Source organism: Microbacterium sp. A20 (assembly GCF_004794515.1).
Classification (GTDB): Bacteria; Actinomycetota; Actinomycetes; order Actinomycetales; family Microbacteriaceae; genus Microbacterium.
Genome location: NZ_SSDF01000075.1, coordinates 1 through 17,301 on the forward strand (window position 1 = coordinate 1; position 17,301 = coordinate 17,301).

Annotated in this window: 15 protein-coding genes; 8 read left to right on the forward strand and 7 right to left on the reverse strand. The window is 70.9% G+C overall.

Annotated elements, in window-relative coordinates; translation table 11 throughout:
• Window positions 1-260 precede the first annotated feature (260 nt).
• Window positions 261-698: an Lrp/AsnC family transcriptional regulator gene (locus DW298_RS09940; protein ID WP_136042309.1), complete on the reverse strand. Its 438-nt coding sequence runs from the start codon at window positions 696-698 to the stop codon at window positions 261-263.
• 152 nt (window positions 699-850) lie between these two features.
• Between DW298_RS09940 and DW298_RS09945 the strand changes: the two genes are divergently transcribed.
• The 7 genes from DW298_RS09945 (at window position 851) to paaZ (ending at window position 9,495) form a co-directional block, all read left to right on the forward strand.
• Window positions 851-1,975 (forward strand): thiamine pyrophosphate-dependent enzyme, encoded by a 1,125-nt coding sequence (locus tag DW298_RS09945; protein ID WP_136042311.1) that lies wholly within the window; start codon window positions 851-853, stop codon window positions 1,973-1,975.
• On the forward strand, window positions 1,972-3,000 hold the full coding sequence (locus tag DW298_RS09950) for an alpha-ketoacid dehydrogenase subunit beta (protein WP_136042313.1): 1,029 nt from the start codon (window positions 1,972-1,974) through the stop codon (window positions 2,998-3,000). Before DW298_RS09945 ends, DW298_RS09950 begins: the two co-directional genes overlap by 4 nt.
• Window positions 2,997-4,454 carry a dihydrolipoamide acetyltransferase family protein gene (locus tag DW298_RS09955; RefSeq protein WP_136042315.1) on the forward strand — a complete coding sequence of 486 codons (1,458 nt, stop codon included), beginning with the start codon at window positions 2,997-2,999 and terminating at the stop codon, window positions 4,452-4,454. The genes DW298_RS09950 and DW298_RS09955 overlap by 4 nt, the downstream gene beginning before the upstream one ends.
• A 121-nt stretch (window positions 4,455-4,575) precedes the next feature.
• Window positions 4,576-5,766: an acetyl-CoA C-acyltransferase gene (locus tag DW298_RS09960; protein WP_136042317.1), complete on the forward strand. Its 1,191-nt coding sequence runs from the start codon at window positions 4,576-4,578 to the stop codon at window positions 5,764-5,766.
• Entirely contained in the window at window positions 5,766-6,536 is a 771-nt protein-coding gene (locus DW298_RS09965; protein WP_136042319.1) for an enoyl-CoA hydratase/isomerase family protein, read from the forward strand. The genes DW298_RS09960 and DW298_RS09965 overlap by 1 nt, the downstream gene beginning before the upstream one ends.
• A complete protein-coding gene (locus DW298_RS09970) occupies window positions 6,533-7,402 on the forward strand; it encodes a 3-hydroxyacyl-CoA dehydrogenase family protein (RefSeq protein WP_136042321.1) in 870 nt (289 codons plus the stop codon). The genes DW298_RS09965 and DW298_RS09970 overlap by 4 nt, the downstream gene beginning before the upstream one ends.
• Window positions 7,403-7,413: 11 nt before the next feature.
• Window positions 7,414-9,495 (forward strand): phenylacetic acid degradation bifunctional protein PaaZ, encoded by a 2,082-nt coding sequence (paaZ, locus tag DW298_RS09975; RefSeq protein WP_136042323.1) that lies wholly within the window; start codon window positions 7,414-7,416, stop codon window positions 9,493-9,495.
• A gap of 94 nt (window positions 9,496-9,589) precedes the next feature.
• On the opposite strand, the gene DW298_RS09980 is transcribed toward paaZ, so the two are convergent.
• From DW298_RS09980 to dhaK, 6 genes are all read right to left on the reverse strand, one after another.
• Window positions 9,590-10,204: a TetR/AcrR family transcriptional regulator gene (locus DW298_RS09980; RefSeq protein WP_136042324.1), complete on the reverse strand. Its 615-nt coding sequence runs from the start codon at window positions 10,202-10,204 to the stop codon at window positions 9,590-9,592.
• A gap of 52 nt (window positions 10,205-10,256) precedes the next feature.
• Window positions 10,257-10,685 carry a hydroxyphenylacetyl-CoA thioesterase PaaI gene (paaI, locus tag DW298_RS09985; RefSeq protein WP_136042326.1) on the reverse strand — a complete coding sequence of 143 codons (429 nt, stop codon included), beginning with the start codon at window positions 10,683-10,685 and terminating at the stop codon, window positions 10,257-10,259.
• A gap of 110 nt (window positions 10,686-10,795) precedes the next feature.
• A complete protein-coding gene (locus DW298_RS09990) occupies window positions 10,796-12,088 on the reverse strand; it encodes a sensor domain-containing protein (protein ID WP_136042327.1) in 1,293 nt (430 codons plus the stop codon).
• 148 nt (window positions 12,089-12,236) lie between these two features.
• On the reverse strand, window positions 12,237-14,732 hold the full coding sequence (ptsP, locus tag DW298_RS09995) for a phosphoenolpyruvate--protein phosphotransferase (RefSeq protein ID WP_136042329.1): 2,496 nt from the start codon (window positions 14,730-14,732) through the stop codon (window positions 12,237-12,239).
• Window positions 14,729-15,373 (reverse strand): dihydroxyacetone kinase subunit DhaL, encoded by a 645-nt coding sequence (dhaL, locus tag DW298_RS10000; protein ID WP_136042331.1) that lies wholly within the window; start codon window positions 15,371-15,373, stop codon window positions 14,729-14,731. Before dhaL ends, ptsP begins: the two co-directional genes overlap by 4 nt.
• A complete protein-coding gene (gene dhaK / locus DW298_RS10005) occupies window positions 15,373-16,365 on the reverse strand; it encodes a dihydroxyacetone kinase subunit DhaK (RefSeq protein WP_136042332.1) in 993 nt (330 codons plus the stop codon). Before dhaK ends, dhaL begins: the two co-directional genes overlap by 1 nt.
• A gap of 158 nt (window positions 16,366-16,523) precedes the next feature.
• Between dhaK and DW298_RS10010 the strand changes: the two genes are divergently transcribed.
• Window positions 16,524-17,291 carry an IclR family transcriptional regulator gene (locus DW298_RS10010; RefSeq protein ID WP_136042334.1) on the forward strand — a complete coding sequence of 256 codons (768 nt, stop codon included), beginning with the start codon at window positions 16,524-16,526 and terminating at the stop codon, window positions 17,289-17,291.
• The last annotated feature ends 10 nt before the right edge of the window (window positions 17,292-17,301 follow it).

The following is a 17,301-nucleotide window of genomic DNA, read 5'->3' on the forward strand; positions in this document are numbered from 1 at the left end:
AGCACCTCCACGGGGTTGTTCATACCCCCAGTCAACCGAGGGCCACCGACATTCGAACCCCGAATAACCCCCGTTCAGAGCAATATTCCGAAACACGCGAAACGCTGTCACGCCCTCCACAGAAGCGCCGACACAGCACTTCTCCACACCCACCGCAGAACCAGCCCCGCAGAACCAGCCCCGCAGAACCAGCCCCGCAGAACCAGCCCCGCAGAACCAGCCCCACAGATCCCACCCCGCGAAACCCGCCCGAGCCCCCCTCAGTCCCGCGTGTAGTCCTCGAAGATCAGCGTGGTCCGGGTCGAGCGGATCGAGGGGATCGCTTGGATGTCCTCGAGCACGATTCGACGGAGGTCGCGGGCGTCGTTGGCGCGCACCAGCAGGATCACGTCGAAGTCGCCGCCGACGAGGGCCATGTGCTCGATCTCGGGGATCGCGCGCAGCCGGTCGCTCACGGCCTGCCAGGTCGCCTGTTCGATGGCGAGGGTCACGTAGGCACTCGCATGGTGCCCGAGCAGTACGGGATCCGTGCGCACCGTGTAGCCCGTGATGACACCCGCATCCGTGAGGCGCTTGATCCTCGCGTGCGCACCGGCGCGCGAGATGTGCACGGCATCCGCGATCGCCGTCATCGATGAGCGAGCGTCGCGGCGCAGCTCTTCGATGATCGCTCGGTCGGTGTCGTCCAGCGCAGCCATGGCACCCCTCTCCTCGAGCCAGAAACTCTGACACTTCGATCAAGAATGCCCCACGAGTCGCTCGTTCATCCAGTATTTCGCGGATGATCTTGGATGACTGTCGCAGACAGGGGCATGCTGTCCCCATCGAGTTCGGCAAGGAGGGCGAACGCATGCTGCACACCGACATGCTTCCGCGAGACACCGCGGTGCAATTGATCGACGCGGACGGACAGCCTGTCGTGGACGAGCACTACGCACTCCCCGGCAGCGCGACCCTGCTGGCCGCCTATCGCGGACTCGTCGAGGGCCGGAGGATCAACGACCAGGCCGGCGCGCTCGTCCGTCAAGGACGCCTCGCCGTCTACCCGTCTTCGCACGGCCAGGAAGCGTGCCAGATCGCCGCCGCCATGGTGCTCGGAGACACGGACTGGCTGTTCCCGACCTATCGCGACTCGGTCGCCGTCATCGCGCGCGGAGTCGAACCCGCCGATGCGATGGTGCTCCTCAAGGGCGACTGGCACTCGGGCTACGACGTGCGTGCCCACCGGGTCGCACCGCAGGCCACTCCCCTCGCCACCCAGCTGCTGCACGCGGTCGGCTTCGCGCAGGCGGCCAAGCATCGCGGCGAGGACACGGTCGTGCTCGCGCTGTGCGGCGACGGCGCCACCAGCGAGGGCGACTTCCACGAGGCGATGAACTTCGCCGCCGTCTTCCAGGTGCCGGTCGTCTTCTTCGTGCAGAACAACGGGTTCGCGATCTCGGTGCCGCTCTCACGGCAGACCGCGGCTCCCTCTCTCGCCCACAAGGCGATCGGTTACGGGATGCCGGGACAGCGCGTCGACGGGAACGACGTCGCCGCCGTGCTCGCCGTGCTCGGCGAGGCGGTGAACCGCGCCCGCACCGGCGGCGGCCCCTCCCTCATCGAGGCGCACACCTACCGGATGCAGGCGCACACCAACGCCGACGACGACACCCGCTACCGGGAGCGCGACGAGGTGCAGGCCTGGATCGCCCGTGACCCGCTGCTGCGCCTGCGCACCCACCTGACCGGCATCGGCGCCCTCGACGCCGACGCCGAGGGGCGGTTCGCCGCCGGAGCCGAGGAGATCGCCGCGGCGATGCGCACCGCGCTGAACACCGACGCCGACCTCGACCCCGAGGATCTGTTCCGCTTCGTCACCGCGACACGCTCGCCACAGCTCGATGAGCAATGGCACCTGCTGCGCGACGAGATCGAGCGCTCGCGCCTCGCCGACGCGGGTGCAGGGACCACCCCGAACGGAGGCAACCGATGACGATCGCACACGACGACACCCGCGCCGAGGTCGAGGTCGCCGCTGCGACGACCATGACCATGGCGGCCGCGTTGAACAGAGCTCTCGCCGATGCCATCGAGTCCGACCCGGATGTGGTCGTCTTCGGCGAGGACGTGGGGGCGCTCGGCGGCGTCTTCCGCATCACCGACGGTCTCACCGCGCGATTCGGTGAGGACCGCTGCTTCGACACTCCTCTGGCCGAGTCCGGCATCATCGGCACCGCTGTCGGCATGGCCATGAACGGGATGCGACCCGTGGTGGAGATGCAGTTCGACGCATTCGCCCTGCCGGCCTTCGAGCAGGTCGTCAGCCATGTCGCCAAGCTCGGCAACCGCACGCGCGGTGGAATGCGGATGCCGCTGGTGATCCGCATCCCGTTCGGCGGCGGCATCGGCGGCGTGGAGCACCACTGCGACTCCTCCGAGGCGTACTACGCCCACACCCCGGGACTCACGGTCGTCAGCCCGTCGACGCCGCAGGACGCCTATTCGCTGCTGCGCGCGGCCATCGCCTCACCCGACCCCGTGATCTTCCTCGAGCCGAAGAAGCTGTACTGGTCGAAGGGCGAAGTCGACACCTCGGTCACCACGGAGCTCGGCACCGCCCGGATCGCCCGCGACGGCACCGACGTGACGCTCCTGGCCTACGGCGCCTCGGTGCCGCTCGCGCTCGAGGTCGCGGAGGTCGCCGCCGCGGAGGGGCGCAGCGTGCAGGTGGTCGATGTGCGCTCGCTCTCCCCCTTCGACGATGCGACCGTGACCGCCGCGGTGAAGTCCACCGGCCGCGCCGTGGTCATCGCCGAGGCCCCCGGATATGTGAGCGTCGCCTCCGAGATCCAGGCCCGCGTGTTCGAGCGCTGCTTCGAATACCTCGCGGCCCCGGTCCGGCGCGTCACCGGCTTCGACACCCCCTACGCACCCCCGAAGCTCGAGCACTGGTACCTGCCCGACGTCGACCGCGTGCTCGATGCGATCGACACCCTGCACTGGGAGGACGACGTATGAGCGCCCCACTGAAGCCGGCCACGCAGATCTTCCGTCTGCCCGACCTCGGCGAAGGACTCACCGAAGCGGGTCTCGTGCAGTGGCTCGTCGCGGTGGGCGACACCATCACGACGGACCAGCCGATCGCCGAGGTCGAGACCGCGAAGAGCGTGGTGGAGCTGCCGTCGCCGTTCGCCGGCGTCGTCACCGCCCTGCACGGCACCGCCGGGGACACGATCGACGTCGGCGCGCCGGTGCTCGAGGTGGCCGACCCCGGATCGACATCGGAGGCGGGTACGGAGGGTACGACTCCGGATGCCGCGGGGGCCGCGGCATCGAGCACCCCCGAGCACGAGGCGTACCGCGAGGAGGAACGCGCCGGATCGGGGAACGTGCTGATCGGCTACGGCACCACGGCGCACACGACGAAGGGACGTCGCCGCCCGGCCGCCACGCCGGTCCGAGTCGACCGCCCGACCGTACCCGCATCCGCGGCCGCAGCCGCACCCGCACCGGCCCCTGCGCCGAGGGCCGCCACTGCCGACCCCGCCGTGACCTCCGCCGGTGCAGCATCCGTCCGCCGCCCAGTGGCCGTCCGCTCCCCCCTGGTGCGTCGTCTGGCACGCGACCTGGGGCTCGACGTGCACACGATCACGGCGACCGGCCCCGACGGGGCGATCACCCGCGCCGACGTGCTGCAAGCCGCGGTCGAGAACGCCGTCGACGGCGCCGCCGCGCATCACCGTGCCGCGAACGGGACCGGAGAGTCGGTCGACGGACTCGACGTCGTCTCCCGAGAGCGCATGTCGCCGCTGCGGCGCGCGGTCAGCGCGAAGCTGACGCGCAGTCGAACCGAGATCCCCGAGGCGACCGTCTGGGTCGACGTCGATGCCACGTCGCTGTGGGACATCCGCGCGCAGATGGCGCCGGCGGGCGGCAAGGCCCCCTCGATCACGGCACTGCTCGCGCGCTTCGTGCTGCTCGCCCTCGAGGACTACCCGGTGCTCGCCTCGCGACTCGACGACAGCGGTGAAGAGCTGATCTCGTTCGACGGCGTGAACCTCGGAATCGCCGCCGACACCGAGCGCGGTCTCCTGGTCCCCGTCGTCCCCCGTGCGCACGCCCTCACCGTGGAGCAGCTCGACGCGGCACTGCGCGAACTCGCCGCCACGGCCAGGGCCGGCACGATGCCTCCCGAGCGGCTGCGGGGGTCGACCTTCACGCTCAACAACTACGGCGGGCTGGGCGTCGACGGCTCCGCGGCGATCATCAACCACCCCGATGTCGCGATCCTCGGAATCGGCCGGATCATCGAGCGGCCGTGGGTCGTCGACGGCGCGATCGTCGCCCGTCGTATCGTCCAGCTCTCGCTCGCGTTCGATCATCGCGTGTGTGACGGCGGCTACGCGGCGGGGTTCCTGCGGCGCGTCACCGAGCTCATCGAGAATCCGCTGCGTGCCTTCGGGCGGGTCTGACACCGCCGCGTCCCCCGGTCGGGCATCGCGCCTGTGCCATAATTACCATACGATCGGTCAGTAATTCCGAGCCGAAGACCCGGGCGACGACCCGCCGAGACGACGAAGTCAGGAGATCCGCATGACCGAGGCATTCCTCGTCGGAGGGGCGCGCACCCCGGTCGGACGCTACGGCGGCGCGCTCGCCACCATCCGCCCCGACGACCTCGCCTCGATCGTGGTGGCCGAGGCCGTACGTCGGGCCGGTGTCGACGCGGCGCAGATCGACATCGACGAGGTCATCCTCGGCGCGGCGAACCAGGCCGGCGAGGACAACCGCAACGTCGCCAGGATGGCGGTGCTGCTCGCCGGGCTCCCCGACAGCGTTCCCGGCATCACCGTGAACCGGCTCTGCGCCTCCGGCATGTCGGCCGTGACGATGGCCGCGCAGGCGATCCGCGCCGGAGACGCCGACCTCATCGTCGCCGGCGGCGTCGAGTCGATGACCCGAGCGCCCTGGGTGCAGGCCAAACCCGAGAAGGCCTGGTCCAAGCCGGGCGCGGCGTTCGACACCTCGATCGGCTGGCGCTTCCCGAACCCCCGTCACGCCGCCCGCGACAAGGCGACCTTCACGATGCCCGAGACCGCGGAGGAGGTCGCCCGCACCGACGGGATCACGCGCGACGAGGCCGACGCCTTCGCGCTCCGCTCGCAGCAGCGCGCCGCCGCGGCGATCGCGGCCGGACGCTTCGCCCCCGAGATCGTCGGCGTGCCGACCGCCACCGGCGAAGTGCGGGTCGATGAGGGGCCGCGGCCCGAGACGACACTCGACGCACTCGCCCGACTGCGCCCGGTGGTCGCCGGCGGCAGCGTGGTGACAGCCGGGAACTCCAGCGCCCTCAACGACGGCGCCTCGGCGATCGTCGTGGCGAGCGCCGAGGCCGTCGAGCGATACGGCCTCGTGCCCCGCGCCCGGATCGTCGTCGGCACCAGCGCCGGTCTCGCCCCCGAGGTCATGGGCCTCGGCCCCGTGCCCGCCACGCAGAAGGCGCTCCGCCGCGCCGGACTGACCATCGACGACATCGGCTCCGTCGAGCTCAACGAGGCCTTCGCCACGCAGTCGATCGCCTGCATCCGTCGACTGGGTCTCGACGACGAGCGGGTCAATGCCGACGGCGGGGCCATCGCCCTCGGTCACCCGCTCGGCTCGTCCGGCTCCCGTCTGCTGATCACGCTGCTCGGACGCATGGAGCGCGAGGGCTCGCGGCACGGGCTGGCCACGATGTGCGTGGGGGTCGGACAGGGTGCGGCCGTGATCCTGGAGAAGGTGTGATGCACGCGGAATCGCCAGCCGAACACGCAGCCGCCGAAGAGCCGCTGCTCGTCGAGCGACGCCCCGACCGTGTGATCGCGACACTCAACCGTCCGCACAAGCGCAACGCGATCGACCAGGCCACGATCGATGCCCTGCACCTCCTCTGCGATGAACTCGAGGCAGCTCCGCGCACCCTCATCCTCGTCGGCGCCGACGGCGTCTTCGCGGCGGGCGCCGACATCGCCGAACTGCGCGAACGCCGGGCCGCCGACGCGCTGCGCGGCATCAACGCCCACGCCTTCGTGCGGATCGCCGAGCTGCCGATGCCCGTCATCGCTGCCATCGACGGCTATGCCCTGGGCGGCGGCGCCGAACTCGCCTACGCCGCCGACATCCGCATCGCCACGCCCTCGCTCGCGATCGGAAACCCGGAGACGGGCCTCGGCATCCTCGCCGCCGCCGGAGCGAGCTGGCGGCTGAAGGAGATCGTGGGCGACGCCAGGGCGATCGAGCTGCTGCTCACCGGACGCACGGTCACGGCCGAGGAGGCGCTGCGCATCGGACTCGTCTCGGCGATCCATGACGCCGAGGATCTGCGGGCCGCAGCCGAGGCGATCGCCGACCGGATCGCCCGCAACGACCCGGCCGCCACCATCGCGACCAAGCGGGTGTTCCGCGCACCCCGCGACCGCCACCCCGCCGCCGATCTGGAAGCCCAGGCCGAGCTCTTCGAGAGCCCGGAGAAGTTCCGACGCATGACCGACTTCCTGGAACGGAGAGACCGATGACCGGGGCCACTCCCCTCGCTCCCGCGCACGTCGGAGTGCTCGGCGGCGGACGCATGGGCGCCGGCATCGCTCACGCGTTCCTGCTCGCCGGCTCCCGGGTCACCGTGGTCGAACGCGATCCGGAGAGCGCCGAGGCCGCCGCACACCGCGTGCTGGAATCGGTCGACGCCTCGATCGCCCGAGGCACGGCAGCGGAACCGGGAGACGCCTATCGGACACGCTTCGGCACCGGCACGGACGTCGGGTCGTTCGCGCCGTGCGACCTCGTCGTGGAAGCGGTGCCCGAGGATCTGGCCCTGAAGGTCGACGCACTCACCCGCGTCGAAGCGCAGATCGGACCGGACGCTGCCCTCGCCTCGAACACCTCCTCGATCTCGATCGATGAGCTCGCAGCGGTGCTGGATCGGCCGTCGCGGTTCCTCGGGATGCACTTCTTCAACCCGGTGCCGGCATCGACGCTGGTCGAGATCGTGCGGGGCGCGGCCACCGCTCCCCCGCTCGCGGACGATGCGCGCGGCTGGGTGCAAGCCCTCGGCAAGACCCCGATCGTCGTGACCGACGCCCCCGGGTTCGCGTCGTCGAGGCTCGGCGTCGCGATCGGCCTGGAGGCGATCCGGATGCTCGAGGAGGGCGTCGCCTCCGCCGAAGACATCGACACCGCCATGACGCTGGGCTACAAGCATCCGGTCGGGCCGCTCCGCCTCACCGACATCGTCGGACTCGATGTGCGGCTCGGCATCTCCGAGTACCTCTCCGCGAACCTCGGCGAACGCTTCGAACCGCCGGCTCTGCTGCGCCGTCTCGTCGCCGAGGGTCACCTCGGGCGCAAGAGCGGACGCGGCTTTTACGAATGGGACGCCTCATGAAGGGAACTGACATGACCGAGATCCTCCCCAGCTATCTGCAGGGATCCTGGTGGTCGCCGGATGCCGGCGCCGAGGCGACCGAGGTGCGCGACGCCTCGACGGGCGACCTCGTCGCCCGCGTGTCGACTGAGGGCATCGACCTCGCCGGGGCTCTCGCCTACGCCCGCACCGCGGGGCAGGCCTCGCTCGGCGCGTTGACCTTCCACCAGCGCGCAGTGCGCCTCAAGCAGTTGGCGCTCGCCCTCACCGAGCGCAAGGCGGAGCTGTACGAGATCTCGAGCCGCACCGGCGCCACCGCACAGGACTCGTGGGTCGACATCGACGGCGGCATCGGCGTGCTGTTCGCCTACTCCAGCAAGGGCAGGCGCGAACTGCCGAACGCGAAGGTCTTCGTCGACGGCGCGGTGGAGAACCTGTCCAGGGACGGCTCCTTCCTCGGGCGCCACATCTACACACGCCTCCCCGGTGTCGCCGTGCAGATCAACGCCTTCAACTTCCCGGTCTGGGGCTCGCTGGAGAAGTTCGCCCCGGCGTTCCTGGCCGGCGTGCCGACCGTCGTGAAGCCCGCGACGCCGACCGGGTACCTCGCCGAGGCGATGGTGCGGATCATGGTCGACTCCGGGCTGCTGCCCGAGGGCTCCCTGCAGCTCGTCTCGGGCAGTGTTCCCGGCCTCTTCGACGAGCTCCGCCTGGGGGATCTCGTGGCGTTCACCGGGTCGGCGTCCACCGCAGAACGGCTGCGGGCGCACGATGCGGTGCAGACGGGCGGGGTGCGCTTCACGAGCGAGACCGACTCCATCAACGCGTCGATCCTGGGGACCGACGCGGTCGCGGGCACCCCGGAGTTCGACGCCTACGTCAAGCAGCTCGTGGCGGAGATGACCAGCAAGGCCGGGCAGAAGTGCACGGCGATCCGACGCGCGATCGTGCCGACCGGTGTCGTCGACGATGTGATCGATGCCGTGCGGACACGACTGTCCGAGCGCATCGTGCTGGGAGACCCGCGCGCGGAAGGCGTGACGATGGGGCCGCTGGCCTCGACCGCACAGCGCGATGAGGTGCTGCGCCAGGTGGCACGGCTGCAGGACGGCGGTGGTGACCTGGTCATCGGCTCGACCGATGCTCCGGACGTGCGGCACAGCGACGGAACAGAGGGACCCGCCCCGGATGGCGCCTTCCTCGCCCCGATGCTGCTGCGTTTCCCGGACCCGGAGAGCGCAGCCGTCAACGAGATCGAGGCGTTCGGTCCGGTCTCGAGCATCGTCGGCTATCGCACCCTCGACGAGGCCAGTGCCCTGGTCGCGCGCGGCGGAGGTTCGCTGGTCACGAGTGTCGCCACGCACGACCCCGAGGTCGCCGTGGCGCTCGCCACCGGCATGGCCGCCTACAACGGACGGGTGCTCTTCCTCGACCGCGACGACGCCCGCAGCTCGACGGGTCACGGCTCGCCGCTGCCGAACCTCGTGCACGGCGGCCCGGGCCGCGCCGGCGGCGGCGAGGAGCTCGGCGGCATCCGCGCCGTCCTGCACCACATGCAGCGCACCGCGGTGCAGGGCTCCCCCGCGATGCTGACCGCCCTCACCGGCGTGTGGCATCAGGGCACGGCGGCACGGCCGTACGAGGAGAGCGGTGGCGTGCACCCCTTCCGCAAGTCGCTGGCCGAGCTGCGCATCGGCGACCAGGTCGCGAGCGGCTCCCGCGCGGTGACGCTGGAAGACATCGAGACCTTCGCGACCTTGACCGGCGACACCTTCTACGCGCACATGGATGAGGAATCCGCCGCGGCGAACCCGTTCTTCCCGGGTCGCGTCGCCCACGGGTACCTGCTGGTGTCGTGGGCTGCCGGCCTGTTCGTCGACCCCGCGCCCGGTCCCGTCCTCGCGAACTCGGGCCTGGAGAACCTGCGCTTCCTCACCCCTGTCTCCCCCGGCGACGAGATCCGCGTCGAACTCACCGCCAAGCAGATCACTCCGCGTGAGACCGACGAGTACGGCGAGGTGCGCTGGGACGCGGTGCTGAAGAACCAGCGCGACGAGATCGTGGCCACGTACGACGTGCTCACCCTCGTCGCGAAGGAACTCGCCGCGGTGTAGCCCGGCTGAAACCCCGGGCTGTCGCCGGGACCCCGTCCTTCCGACTCGAATACGACGGGGTCTCGGCGGGAAGACGGGGTCTCGGCGGACGGCCTCAGCGACGGCGCAGGCCGTCGAGGGCGATGGCGACGACGTCGTCGGCGAGCCGGTCCGCGTCCTCGCGTCCGCCTGGGCGGTACCACTCCACGATCGAGTTGATCATTCCGAACGCGAGGCGGGCCACGACGCTGGCGTCGATGTCGGCGCGCAGTGTGCCCTCGGCCTGCGCCTCGGTGACGAGCGCCGTGATCCGGCGGTCGAACGCACGACGGCGGGTGAGCGCCCGGCGCTCGACATCGGTGTTGCCGCGCACCCGCAGCAGCAGCGTGACGGCGGGAATCTGGTCGACGAGCACGTGCACGGCCCCGCGGAGGACGTGCTCGAGGCGGGCGACGGCGCGGGACCCCTCACGATCGACCGTGGCCGGAAGCGGGTCGTCCACCACCGCCTCGAGCCCGCTGAGCGCCGCGTCGAGCGCGAGATCGAGCATCTCGTCCTTCGAACCGAAGTGATGGTAGATCGCCGACTTCGACAGGCCGAGGCGCTCGGCCAGCTTCCCGATCGAGGTCGCGTCGTACCCGTGCTCGTTGAACGCGGCGACGGCGACGGCGAGGATGCCCTGCTGGTCGTAACCGGGGCGGCCTCGTCGCGTGCTCTGCATCTCGGACATCCCCACAGTCTCGCATCGGATCGCGCGGTCGGCCGGGAGCGGCCGCGCGAGGTCAGAAGGTCTGATCGGTGGTGCGCGAGCGGCCACGGAACTCCGCGACCGGATCGCCGAGTTCGTCGACGACCGTCACGTCGTAGATGCCGGAGCGTCCGCTGCGGGTGCGCCGCACGGCCGTCGCGGTCAGCGTCTGTCCGGCGACGGTCGACTTCAGGAACGAGATGTCGGCGCCCGCGGCCACCGTGACCCGATCGTCCTCATTGCAGGCGATAGCGAACGCCGTGTCGGCCAGGGCGAAGACGAAGCCGCCATGGGTGATGTGGAACCCGTTGGTCATGTCGTCACGCACGCACATCGAGACCACGGCGTGACCGGGATCATCGCGTTCGACGACGAGACCCAGCGATGCGGAAGCGCGATCGCGCTCCATCATGGCCCGGTTCGGGCGCACGGCTTCCGCGGCCTGGGGCGTTGCATCCGTCATCGTCGACCTCCTCGTCGCGCGGACGCCGCAGCGACAGCATCCGCGCGGCCCATACTAACTGACCGATCGATCGGTAATGGAGTGCTCCGCGGCGGCTCGCCGCGCGCGGGTCAGCCGAAGATCAGTCCCTTGCGGAGCGTGGCGTCCTCGACCATGACGCCGGTGATCACCGCAGCGGCGTCGAGGGTCGAGTCGCGATCGAGTCGAAACCGCATCACGACCCCCTCGCGGCTGGACCACTCGTAGAAGTACTCTCCCGAGGAGACGATGCGCAATGCCGTGCCCTGGGGGAAGGCGGACACCGCGGCGCTCAGGGGATCGCCGACGCGCACACCGTCGGCAGACGGAAGAGACGCGCCATCGTGGGTCAGGTCACCTGCGACGTTCGCGATGCCGACGGAGACCCCGGCGACGACGGTCGACTCGTCCTGCGTCCAGAGCACCAGGGATGCCGACCCATCGGCCGAGATCAATCGCGTCGGCGCCCCCGGCCACTCGGGCTCCGCGACCCGCGCTCCGGGAACGGCGGCGATGGCCTCATCGAGCTCGGCCCCCAGGCGCACCGGGCCGACCCCCGCAGTCGTGATCTCCCACTCGCTCCAGGGCGCAGCGGGGTCGGCGGCAGGGACGTCCACGGAAACCGGCGGGTTCTCCGTCAACTCGTCGATCAGCTTCGCCCTGGCCTCGCTTGCTCGGTCGCGCAGCAGCGCTGCGGCGGCCTCGGTGTCGAACGCGGGTTCACCAGTGAAGGGCTGCCACATCTCGACGATCACGTTTCCGACCGAGGAGTAGCTCTTGTAGAGGCTGTAGCCACCGCCCTCGGGATAGGTGAGCACGAGGGAGCCGGCGATGGCACGGACGCCCCCGTCGCCCTCGACCGTCGACGAGGCGAAGGAAGAAGGCGCCCCACCGTACTCGAAGGATCCGCATTGTTCCGCGGCCTCGGCATACTGGTCCATGCGCGCCGTGGCAGCCGCTTCATCGGCGAACTGCAGCACGTGAAGCCAGCCCTCGCGCCCTTCGGGAATCGTGCTCGTCCACGTGACGGAGCGTGCGCCGATGGAGCCGAGCGAGGCTTCGGCGTAGACCGCGTTGCAGATCGCCGGGTCCGGCTCGTAGCCACCGCCGTCGGACACCTGGATCAGAGAGGGCACCGCCGGACTGACATCACCCACATCGGGAAGCAGACCGGAGATCTCCTCGGCGCTCAGCAGGAACCAGTCCAGCTCGTCACCGACGAAGGCGATCGGTCCGGCATACGGATCAGGAGCTGGGGATTCCGAGACCGTGGGCTCGGGGGTGGGCGTGGACTGCGGAGTCGGGGCGCACCCCGACAACGCCACCAACGCCCCTGCCGCGACGACACCGATCAGGCCCCTCACGAACGTCTTCGACCGCGACATGTCCCACTCCGATCCACACTCGGCGCCGGCATCGGCGCACCCCCGTGCGGCCGAGCCTAGGGCCTCGCCCCGGCCTCACGAGGTTCTCGCTCCATGTCGAGATCAGAATGAGATTCTGAACATGCCGGGGCACGCATATACGGCGCGATCACCGGGCATCGGCACGCTGCAGAGCGGCGGCTCCCACGGCCCTGGCCTCCTCCGCCGTCGCGGCCCCGAGCACGGCATCAGCAGCGCGACGGCACTCCTCCTCGGTCACGTCACGGAGCGCGTCGGCCACTCGTCCGAGCGACCGCGGGGTCATCGAGAGCGAAGTCGCTCCGAGTCCCACGAGCACCGGGGCGAGGGCCGGGTCCCCGCCCGCCTCGCCGCAGACGCCCACCGGTTTTCCGGCCGCACGCCCCGCCGCACCGACCATACCGATCAGGCGCAGCACCGCCGGCTGCCACGGATCGTTGAGATCACCCAGGTCGCTCAGCAGCCGGTCGGCGGCCAGCGTGTACTGCGCGAGGTCGTTGGTTCCGAGGCTCACGAAGTCGACCACCTCGAACAGCTCGGCGGCGAGCAGTGCTGCCGACGGCGTCTCGATCATGATGCCGACGCGGCCGATACCCGCCGCGCGCGCGAGCTCGGCGAACTCCCCGGCCTCTTCGACGGTGGCCACCATCGGGGCCATGACCTCGACCTCGGCCGCCTCCTCCGCCGCGGCGAGCGCGAGTGCACGTAGCTGATCGTCGAGCAGCTGCGGCCGACGGCGTGCGATCCGGAGCCCCCGCACCCCGAGCGCCGGGTTGTCCTCCTTGTCGGAGTTCGCGAACGGGAGGGGCTTGTCGCTCCCCGCATCGAGCGTGCGCACGACGACCTTGCGGTCGGGGAATGCGGCGAGAACCCCGCGATAGGCGTCGGTCTGCTCCGCGATGGTCGGCGCGTCGGCCCGGTCGAGGAAGCAGAACTCGGTGCGGAACAGGCCGATGCCCTCCGCTCGTGCCGCCGCGGCGTTCACCGCGTCCGGGGTGCCGCCGACATTCGCCAGCAGCGCCACGCGGTGCCCGTCGGCGAGGCGCCCGGATCCGTCGAACTCCACCACGGTCGCGGCCGCCTGCGCTTCCGCGACGCGGGATGCCGGCGGGTCCACCTCGACCGTGCCGCGCCCGCCGTCGACGAGGAGGGTCGAGCCGACCGGGATGCCGACCGCACCGGCGACGCCGACGACCGCGGGAAGACCGAGCGATCGCGCGATGATCGCGGTGTGCGACGTCGGTCCACCCTGCTCGGTGACGAGCGCGACGCAGTGCCCTCCGGCGAGGGCTGCGGTGTCGGCGGGCGCGAGGTCCGTCGCCACGAGCACGAACGGCTCATCGCGCTCGGGAACCCCGGGCATGTCGACCTGCAGGATCTCGGCGATGATCCGGTCGCGCACGTCGCGGATGTCGGCGACACGCTCCGCCATCCGGCCTCCCAGCGCGGCCACACCTTTCTCGTGCGCGGCTGCGGTCTCCCAGATCGCGCGGGCCGCAGTGCGGCCCTTCGCGCGGACGAGTGCCGTCGCCTCCGACACCAGCTCGGGGTCGGAGGCCAGCAGGCGCGACGCATCGAGGATAGCCCTGGTCTCCCCCGTCGCCTGAGACGTCCGTGCACGCAGCTGATCCGCCACGGCCACGGCTGCCCACTCGATCGCCGAGACCTCGGCGTCACGGTCCTCCGCAGCGACGACCGCACCCACTTCCGGTTCGCCGACCGCCGGCGCGAGATGCACGAGCGGCGCGGCCACCCGGCCGGGACTGACGCCGCGTCCCCGCAGCACCGCGCCGGGCGCGATGACGGGCACCGCGGCGTCGGGGGCCCGGGCGTCGGACACCGGCACCGTGGATCCCGCAGCCGCCGCAGGGGCCGTCGGCGTCGCTTCGTCCGTCCCCTCTCCGAATCCGTCGTCGAACAGCGCCGACAGCTTCTCCAGCACCGCGGCCGCTTCCGGGCCGCGCGCGACCAGTTCCAGTTCGTCGCCCTGCCGAGCCCCGAGGATCAGCAGTCGCGAGAGGCTCGCGGCCGACGCGTCCGGACCGTCGGGAAGACGACGCAGCCGCACATCGACCCCGGCCGAGGCTTCCGCGATCAGCGCGGCGGGGCGCGCATGGATACCCAGCGGATTCCGCACCCGCACCCGCCGGACGAGCTCCTCGCCGGCGGGCTCGTTCTCTGGTTCCGGCGATGGCCCCGCATCGTCGGGACCTCCGAGCTGCCCGGTCTTCGCGCCGAGTGCCGCGGTCGCCTCCTCAGCGACCGCGTCCAACCCTCCGCCCGCCGCGGCGGAGACGACGGCGGCGAGCAGTCCCTCCACGAACGGAGCGGGCGCAAGCCGCACGGGGACGTCGCTCGACCGCAGCTCGAGCGCGAGCTCGGCACTCAGCACGGCCGATCCGAGGTCCATGAGGACCAGGACGCCGTCGCAGTCCGCCGCGAGCTCGTCGATCGCGGCAGCCACCGCCACCGCATCCGTCCCGAGGATCGGTGCGCCGTCACCGTCCACTCCCGCGCCGGCGGCGACCTGCACGCGCACCCCGTCACCCTGCACCATCTGCAGGGCAAGCTCCAGAGCCGCCTCCCCGAGCCGAGCGCTGTGGGAGACGGCGACGATGCCGATCATCCGGCGCCGTCCGCCACGGCTGCGGCGAGCGTGTCGAACAGGATCGCCGTCGATGCGGCCCCCGGGTCGAGGTGCCCGGCGCTGCGTTCGCCCAGGTAGCTGGCCCTGCCCTTGCGGGCGACGAGCGGGAGCGTGGCGTCGCGACCGTCGGCTGCCGCATCCGCTGCCGTCCTGACGGCATCGGCGACGGACGCGCCTCCGGCGAGCGCGGCATCGAGCGCATCGACGGCCGGAGCCATCGCGTCGAACATCGTCTTGTCGCCCGCCTCGGCCTTCCCCCGCGCCACGATGCCGTCGAGGCCTGCGCGCAGGGCAGCGGCGAGCGCCGACCCGTCGAGCTCGGACACGGCACCGGCCGCCATCCCCATCCGCAGGAAGAAGGTGCCGTAGAGCGGTCCGCTGGCCCCGCCCACGGAGCTCACCAGCGTCATGCCCACGGTCTTCAGCAGCTCATCGACCGTGGCGGGAGCGCCCGCCGCGAGCTTCTCGCTCACGGCGTTCATCCCCCGGGCCATGTTCGCGCCGTGGTCGGCGTCGCCGATCGCCGAGTCGAGCTCGGTGAGCCAGTCGCGCTTCTCCGTGACGGCCGCGCCGAAACGGGAGACCCAGTCGGCGAGGACAGCGGTGTCGACAGCCGCCATCACGCACCCCACCGCAGTCCGGGGGTGTTCACGGGGGCGTCCCAGAGCCGCAGCAGCTCGTCGTCGGCCTTGAGCACCGTGACCGAGCAGCCCGCCATGTCGAGCGAGGTGATGTAGTTGCCCACCAGGTTCCGGGCGATCTGCACCCCGGACTTCTCGAGGATCGCCGCGACCTCGCCGTACATCAGGTACAGCTCGATCAGCGGCGTCGCCCCCATGCCGTTGAGCATCACGATCGCCGGGCCGGCCGCGTCGATGTCGCCGAGGATCGGCTCGACGAGCTGTCGGGCGATCTCGGATGCCGGCGCGAGCGGTTCACGATGACGACCGGGCTCCCCGTGGATGCCGATGCCGATCTCCATCTGGTCGTCCGGGAGGTCGAAGGTGGGCTTGCCCGCGGCCGGAACCGTGCAGCTGGTGAGCGCCATGCCCATCGAGCGGCCCTGGCCGTTGACCTTCTTGGCCAGCTCGACGACGGCGGCGAGGTCGCGGCCCTCTTCGGCTGCGGCCCCGACGATCTTCTCGAGCAGCACCGTCAGGCCCACCCCTCGACGACCTGCCGTGTAGAGCGAGTCCTGCACGGCGACGTCGTCGTCCACGGTGACGCTGCCCACCTCGATCCCCTCCATGGAGGCGAGCTCGGCGGCCATCTCGAAGTTCAGCACGTCGCCGGTGTAGTTCTTCACGATGTGGAGCACGCCGGCTCCGCGATCGACGGCCTTCGTGGCGACCTGGACGCGGTCGGGCGTCGGAGAGGTGAAGACCTCGCCCGCAACGGCGGCATCCAGCATCCCGGTGCCGACGAAGCCGCCGTGCAGCGGCTCGTGGCCGGACCCGCCGCCGGAGACGATCGCCACCTTGCCCTGGGTCTTGGGCGTCGCCCGCGTGATGACGTGGTTCTCCAGGTCGACGGAGAGTTCGGGATGAGCGAGAGCCACCCCCTTCAGGGATTCGACGAGAACGTCCTCGGGGGCGTTGATGAGCTTCTTCATCGTTCGATCTCCTTTGATCCTCGGGATTTCTTTCGCAGAATCCGAAAGCAATTCGTTAATGTCGAATATGCTCGGAGCCTGCCGGGTTGTCAAGATCATCCTGAAGACCGGCACGGCATACGCACCGGCTCGACGACGCACCGGAAGGAGGCTCCCCCGTGATCCAGGCGATCGACCGCGCGGCGAAGATCCTCGAGCTGCTCCAGGGAGCACGCCACCTCGGCATCACCGACCTCGCCGCAGCGCTCAGCCTGCCGCCGTCGACCGTGCACGGGATCGTCAAGTCGCTGCGCTCGCACGGCCTCGTCGCGAAAGAGCGCGGTGGCCAGCGCTACATGCTCGGGCCGACACTGCTGCGCCTGAGCAACGTGTACCTCGACACCCTCGACGTGCGTGCGCGGGCGATGCGCTGGACGCAGGAGCTCGCTCGTCGCACCGACCTCTCCGTGCGACTGGGCGCCCCGCACTTCACCGACGTGCTCGTCATCCACCACAACCTGCGCCCCGATGACAGCCAGCAGATGCTGGAGACCGGTGTCGCCATCCCCGCGCACGCCTCCGCCATGGGCAAGGTGCTGCTCGCCTACGACCAGGGCTTCCAGCAGACCGTCTTCGAGCAGCCGTTGCGCAGCCTCACCGGCGACACGATCACCGACGTCGCCCGTCTGACCCTGGAACTGCCCGCGATCGCGGAGCGCGGCACCGCCGGCGAGTTCGACGAGGCCGTGCTGGGCGAGTCCTCGCTCGCCGCCCCCGTCGCCGACGCCTCGAACGCCATCGTCGCGGCGGTCGCGGTGGTCCTGCCGACCTCCCAGACGCCGGCCTCCGACGCGATCATGAACGCCCTGAGGGAGACCGCCAGGAACATCTCGCGCGAACTCGGCGCGACCTCGTGGCCGCCCCGCGTCGCGCCCGCCGACGACTGACGCCGATCGC